Origin of the sequence: Salipiger sp. HF18, assembly GCF_011806505.1 — a bacterium.
Taxonomy (GTDB): Bacteria; Pseudomonadota; Alphaproteobacteria; order Rhodobacterales; family Rhodobacteraceae; genus Salipiger; species Salipiger thiooxidans.
In genome coordinates this window covers 1-1,035 of the sequence record NZ_JAATOS010000836.1, presented here as the reverse complement: position 1 = coordinate 1,035, position 1,035 = coordinate 1, and the positions used below count along the sequence as shown (strand labels likewise).

The window sequence follows — 1,035 nt, the reverse complement described above, 5'->3', positions numbered from 1 at the left end:
GACGCGCTGCGCGTGGTGCCCGCCACCATCCACATCGCGCTCTCCGAGGTGCCCGCGGCGCTGACCGCGGAGCTCTTGGAAAAGCGGCTGCGCATCACCCGCGACGCGCTGGTCACCCAATTCGCCATTGCCGCGCCGCGCATTGCCGTGGCGGGGCTCAACCCCCACGCCGGCGAAGGCGGGCGCATGGGCCGCGAGGAGATCGAGCTGATCGTGCCGGTGCTGGACAAGCTCCGCGCCGAGGGCATGAGCCTGATCGGGCCGCTGCCCGCGGACACCATGTTCCACGCCGAGGCCCGCGCCGGCTATGATGCGGCGGTCTGCATGTACCACGACCAGGCGCTGATCCCGATCAAGACCCTGGCCTTCGACCGCGGCGTGAACGTGACGCTGGGGCTGCCCTTCGTGCGCACCTCGCCCGATCACGGCACCGCCTTCGGAATCGCGGGACAGGGCATCGCCAACCCGCGCTCGACCATCGAGGCGCTGCGCCTCGCGTCGCGCATGGCCGGGTCCGCTGCCCCCGCATCGCCAGAGACCCTTGACGCCGGAACACACGCATGAGCGCCATCGACGGGCTGCCCCCGCTGCGCGAGGTGATCGCGACCCACGATCTGTCGGCGAAGAAGTCGCTGGGCCAGAACTTCCTGCTCGACCTGAACCTCACCGCCAAGATTGCGCGGCAGGCGGGCGATCTGGCAGGCATGGACGTGCTCGAGATCGGCCCGGGCCCGGGCGGGCTCACCCGCGGGCTGCTGGCCGAGGGCGCGCGCCGGGTTCTCGCCATCGAGAAGGACGCGCGCTGCCTCCCGGCGCGGGCCGAGATCGCCGCCGCCTATCCCGGGCGGCTCGAGGTGATCGAGGGCGACGCGTTGCAGGTCGATCCGCTGCAGCACCTGACACCGCCGATCGCGATCTGCGCCAACCTGCCCTACAACGTCGGCACCGAACTTCTGGTGCGCTGGCTGACGCCGGAAAGCTGGCCGCCGTTCTGGCAGACGCTCACGCTGATGTTCCAGCGCGAGGTGGCCGAGC

Annotated in this window: 2 protein-coding genes; both read left to right on the top strand. The window is 71.2% G+C overall.

From position 1 onward, the window contains the following. The coding region (locus HC022_RS27385) for a PdxA family protein (RefSeq protein ID WP_175583761.1) at positions 1 to 564 on the top strand (564 nt) is incomplete at its 5' end. Beyond that, a partial coding sequence (locus HC022_RS27380) for an rRNA adenine dimethyltransferase family protein (RefSeq protein WP_303049116.1) occupies positions 561 to 1,035 on the top strand: 475 nt, incomplete at its 3' end. The genes HC022_RS27385 and HC022_RS27380, both read left to right, overlap by 4 nt.